Source organism: Pseudomonas sp. Ant30-3 (genome assembly GCF_000690905.1).
Lineage (GTDB): Bacteria > Pseudomonadota > Gammaproteobacteria > Pseudomonadales > Pseudomonadaceae > Aquipseudomonas.
Genome location: NZ_JMCL01000195.1, coordinates 1 through 4,795 on the forward strand (window position 1 = coordinate 1; position 4,795 = coordinate 4,795).

A 4,795-nucleotide genomic window follows, 5' to 3' on the forward strand; every position below is an offset into this window, starting at 1 on the left:
GTCGCCACCGATCTGCTGAGCTTGTTGCTGCTGATCCCGCCGGGAGAATTGGGCGCCGACGTGGTGTTCGGCTCGTCCCAGCGCTTTGGTGTGCCGATGGGTTACGGCGGGCCGCATGCGGCTTTTTTTGCCAGTCGCGAGGAATACAAACGGGCGATTCCGGGGCGAATCATTGGCGTCTCGAAGGATACGCGCGGCAACACTGCGTTGCGCATGGCCCTGCAGACCCGTGAACAACACATCCGTCGCGAGAAGGCCAATTCGAACATCTGCACGGCCCAGGTGCTGCTGGCCAACATTGCCGGATTTTATGCGGTCTATCACGGTCCGGAAGGTCTGACGCGCATTGCCCAGCGCGTGCACCGCCTGACCTGCATTCTCGCCACCGGGCTGGAGCGCCACGGCATCTCGCGTCTCAACAAACACTTTTTCGACACCCTGACCCTGGATGTCGGCGGCACGCAAACGGCGATCATCGAAAGTGCTCAGGCGGCTCAGATCAACTTGCGCATCCTGGGGCGCGGGCAGTTAGGCCTGAGTCTTGATGAGACGTCTGACGAGGCGACTGTTGCAAGACTGTTTGATGTGTTTCTGGGTGCCGATCATGCCTTGAACATCGACGATCTTGACGCTGAAACGCTGGCTTCTGGCCTTCCGGACGGGCTGTTGCGCACGTCGCCTTTCTTGCGTCACCCTGTGTTCAGCGCGCATCACAGCGAAACCGAAATGCTGCGTTACCTCAAGCAACTGGAGAGCAAAGATCTGGCGCTCAACCAGTCAATGATTCCCTTGGGCTCCTGCACCATGAAGCTCAACGCGACCAGCGAGATGATTCCGATCACCTGGCCACAGTTCGCCAATCTGCACCCGTTTGTGCCGCAAGAGCAGGCGATCGGCTACTCGCTGATGATCGAAGAGCTGGAGCGCTGGCTATGCGCGATCACTGGCTTCGATGCGATCTGCATGCAGCCAAACTCCGGCGCTCAAGGCGAATACGCCGGGCTGCTGGCGATTCGCAAATACCACGAGAGTCGTCACGAAAGTGCGCGGGACATCTGCCTGATTCCGTCATCGGCCCACGGCACCAACCCGGCTTCGGCGCAGATGGCCGGCATGCGCGTAGTGATCGTCGAGTGCGACGAGGCCGGTAATGTCGATCTGAATGACTTGAAAGGCAAGGCTGCCGAGGCGGGCGCCAGGCTCGCCTGTCTCATGGCGACCTATCCTTCAACGCATGGCGTGTACGAGGAGGGCATCAGTGAGATCTGCGAAGTTATCCACAGCCACGGCGGTCAGGTGTACATGGACGGCGCCAATCTCAACGCGCAGGTAGGGCTGGCGCGTCCGGCGGACATCGGCGCCGATGTGTCTCATATGAATTTGCACAAGACCTTCTGCATTCCGCACGGCGGTGGCGGGCCGGGCATGGGGCCGATCGGTGTGCGTGCGCATCTTGCGCCGTATGTGGCCAATCATCCGGTGGTGCCCATCGATGGGCCCCTGCCGCAGAACGGTGCTGTCAGCGCCGCGCCCTGGGGCAGCGCGAGCATTCTGCCGATCAGCTGGATGTACATCGCGATGATGGGGCCGCAACTGGCAGACGCCAGCGAGGTGGCGATCCTCTCGGCAAATTACCTGGCGCAACACTTGTCCGGGGCCTTTCCAGTGCTCTACACCGGGCGCAACGGGCGCGTGGCGCATGAGTGCATCCTCGATCTGCGGCCGCTCAAGGCGCTGACCGGTATCAGTGAAGAGGATGTGGCCAAACGCTTGATGGATTATGGATTTCACGCGCCGACCATGTCCTTCCCGGTGCCGGGCACGTTGATGATCGAGCCGACCGAGAGTGAATCCAAGGCCGAGCTCGACCGCTTTATCGGGGCGATGCTGAGTATCCGTGCGGAAATCACAGAGGTGCAAAACGGCAACTGGCCCGCCGAAGACAACCCGCTGAAACGCGCGCCGCATACCTTGGCCGACATAACCGGAGTCTGGGAACGGCCTTACAGTGTCGAGCAAGCCGTGACACCGGACGCGCACACCAAGGCGCATAAATACTGGCCCGTGGTGAACCGGGTGGATAACGTCTACGGCGACCGCAATCTGTTTTGCGCGTGTGTGCCGGTGGATGATTACCGCTAAAATTCACCCCCATCTTTGTAGGAGCTGGCTTGCCAGCGATGGTGGTGGATCAGCTGAATGGATGTCGCCTGACACACCATCGCCAGCAAGCCGGCTCCCACAGGGGTTCGTCGGGCAAAAAAATGCCGCTCAAGTGAGCGGCATTTTTTGTTCAGCTGAACGGGTTATTCCGATGCAACGGCGTTCTTCGCCAGAATCGCATTCGCCAGTTCCATGTCCGTGGCCTGCAGGCCCGGGTTGTCGGCGCGGACTTTTTGCATTGCCGCTTCCAGATAAGGACCGCGAATGCCGCCGTCACTGGCGACAAAACTGCCGGCATCGTCTTGCGCGGCAATGACCAGCTTGTGGTCCTTGAAAGTCAGGTAAGTCGAACCTGTGGTCGCACCGGACGAAATGACGTTACGCCAGAAGCTGTCGGCCATCGCCGAACCAACGGGAAGGGACAGCAAAGCAAAGGTAGCGACAGCAAGTTTGAAACGCATAGGGTGACTCCACTGGTTTATCTACGGCGTTTGATCGCCAGTGTGCCGTCCAGTTCCGTGACCGATGTAGAGCGCTGGTGGTTGGCAGCGCTATTTTTGCTCGCTCTGCGGTGTGACCCGTAGTACCTCCTCAATAGTCGTCAATCCCGCCGCGACTTTCTGCGCGCCTGATAACCGCAGGCTACGCATGCCTTCCTTGAAGGCTTGACGACGGATCGCCAGCAAATCGGTATCGGGGCTGATCAGGGCTTTCACGCCGTCGGTCAATTGCATGATTTCGTACACCCCGGCACGGCCGCGATAGCCGGTGTCGCGGCACTCCGCACAACCGATGGCGCGTTGGGCATTGGTCGGTAATGGCGCCTGCCAGGGTCTCGTCAACGTTTGCCAGTCCTCGTCACCCAGCGTCAGGGGGGCCTTGCAGTGCGGGCACAGGGTCCGGACCAGACGCTGAGCCATCACGCCCAGCACGGTGGCCTTGATCAGGTAATGCGGCACGCCGAGTTCCAGCAGGCGGCTGATAGCGCTGGGCGCGTCGTTGGTGTGCAGGGTCGACAACACCAGGTGACCGGTGAGCGCCGCTTGAATGGCCATCTCCGCAGTCTCGAGGTCACGGATCTCGCCGATCATGATGATGTCCGGATCCTGCCGCATCAGCGCACGAACACCGGCGGCGAAGGTCAGGTCGATGTTGTGCTGAACCTGCATCTGATTGAACGCCGGCTCGACCATCTCGATCGGGTCCTCGATGGTGCAGAGGTTTACTTCCGGCGTCGCCAGTTTTTTCAGGGTGGTGTACAGCGTGGTGGTTTTGCCCGAACCGGTCGGCCCGGTGACCAGGATGATGCCGTTGGGCTGGCGGGTCATGTCCTGCCAGCGTCTTAAATCCTCTGCGGAAAAACCGAGCTGGTCGAAATCCTTGAGCAGCACTTCCGGGTCGAAGATCCGCATGACCATTTTTTCGCCGAACGCCGTTGGCAGGGTCGACAGCCGCAGCTCAACCTCACCGCCGCCCGGGGTCTTGGTCTTGACCCGGCCGTCCTGGGGTTTGCGCTTTTCCGCGACGTTCATCCGGCCAAGGCTTTTCAGGCGGCTGACGATGGCCATGGTTACCTGCGGCGGGAATTGATAAACGTTGTGCAAGACGCCATCGATACGGAAACGCACTGTGCCTTGCTCGCGGCGGGGTTCGATGTGGATATCGCTGGCGCGTTGCTGGAAAGCGTACTGGAACAGCCAGTCGACGATGTTGACAATGTGCGCATCGTTGGCATCCGGCTCTTGATCGCTGGCGCCGAGGTTGAGCAGCTGTTCGAAATTGCCAAGGGTGCTGTTCTGCTGATCGGCAGTGGTCGCGCCGCTGACCGATTTGGCCAGGCGGAAAAACTCCACGCTGAGACGCTGAATGTCCACCGGGTTGGCGACCACGCGCTTGATCGGCAGCTTCAGCACGTGAGTCAGATCCGCTTCCCACGCGTTCACGTACGGCTGGGCACTGGCTACGGTCACGGCATCGCGGTCAACCGACACCGCGAGAATCTTGTGCCGCTGCGCGAAGGCGTAGGACATCAATGGCGTTACTGCCGCCACGTTGATTTTCAGCGGATCGATGCGCAAGTAAGGCTGACCGGCCTGCTGCGACAACCACAGCGTCAGGCTTTCGAGATCGAGGTGTTTGCCGGGACGGCTGAGGTCGTCCAGCTGCTGACTGGCGATGAACTCCAGCGGATGCATCTGGCCGTTGGCGGTGTGGCGGCGGCGCGCATTGAGCGCGGTCTCGGCCGAATCCTGGCTGATAAAGCCTTGCGCAACCAGCTCACGCAATAACTCATTGAGATCCAGCCAGCGGTCCTGAGTGGCAAGTTGAACGGACATGCGGGCTCCTCATGAACAACAGTTCGCAAAGGATAGTCGCGTAATTGCCAACCGTTGGGCCACTACCCGACGAAGCCGTATCGGATTTTTTCAGCCAGCCGCCTGGCTGGGGTGCCGCACAGCGCTCTTGTGGCGAGGGAGCTTGCTCCCGCTGGGCTGCACAGCAGACCTCTTTGGGGCCGCTTCGCTGCCCAGCGGGAGCAAGCTCCATCGCCACAAAGACAATTTACATACGCAGCAACATCTTCCACGCACGGTTCTGATACACCGCAATCGCCTGCTGCTTGCGTGCATCC

The 4,795-nt window shown here is 60.5% G+C and carries 3 protein-coding genes; 1 reads left to right on the forward strand and 2 read right to left on the reverse strand.

Annotated features, from left to right (window positions below; translation table 11 throughout):
- Nucleotides 1-2,142 (forward strand): aminomethyl-transferring glycine dehydrogenase (gene gcvP / locus DU29_RS0128740; protein ID WP_028624783.1); only part of this gene is annotated, 2,142 nt, incomplete at its 5' end.
- A 164-nt stretch (nucleotides 2,143-2,306) separates the two neighbouring features.
- Here gcvP and DU29_RS0128745 read toward each other — a convergent pair.
- Nucleotides 2,307-2,624 (reverse strand): DUF2388 domain-containing protein, encoded by a 318-nt coding sequence (locus DU29_RS0128745; protein WP_028624784.1) that lies wholly within the window; start codon nucleotides 2,622-2,624, stop codon nucleotides 2,307-2,309.
- 90 nt (nucleotides 2,625-2,714) lie between these two features.
- The gene (locus DU29_RS0128750; RefSeq protein ID WP_028624785.1) at nucleotides 2,715-4,499 is read right to left on the reverse strand and encodes a GspE/PulE family protein; all 1,785 of its coding nucleotides are present in this window, start codon (nucleotides 4,497-4,499) and stop codon (nucleotides 2,715-2,717) included.
- Between the last annotated feature and the right edge of the window lie 296 nt (nucleotides 4,500-4,795).

Excerpts from the sequence above, each read along its gene's own strand:
- DU29_RS0128750 (WP_028624785.1), bottom strand. The coding sequence starts at position 4,499 with ATGTCCGTTCAACTTGCCACTCAGGACCGCTGGCTGGATCTCAATGAG.
- DU29_RS0128745 (WP_028624784.1), bottom strand. The coding sequence starts at position 2,624 with ATGCGTTTCAAACTTGCTGTCGCTACCTTTGCTTTGCTGTCCCTTCCC.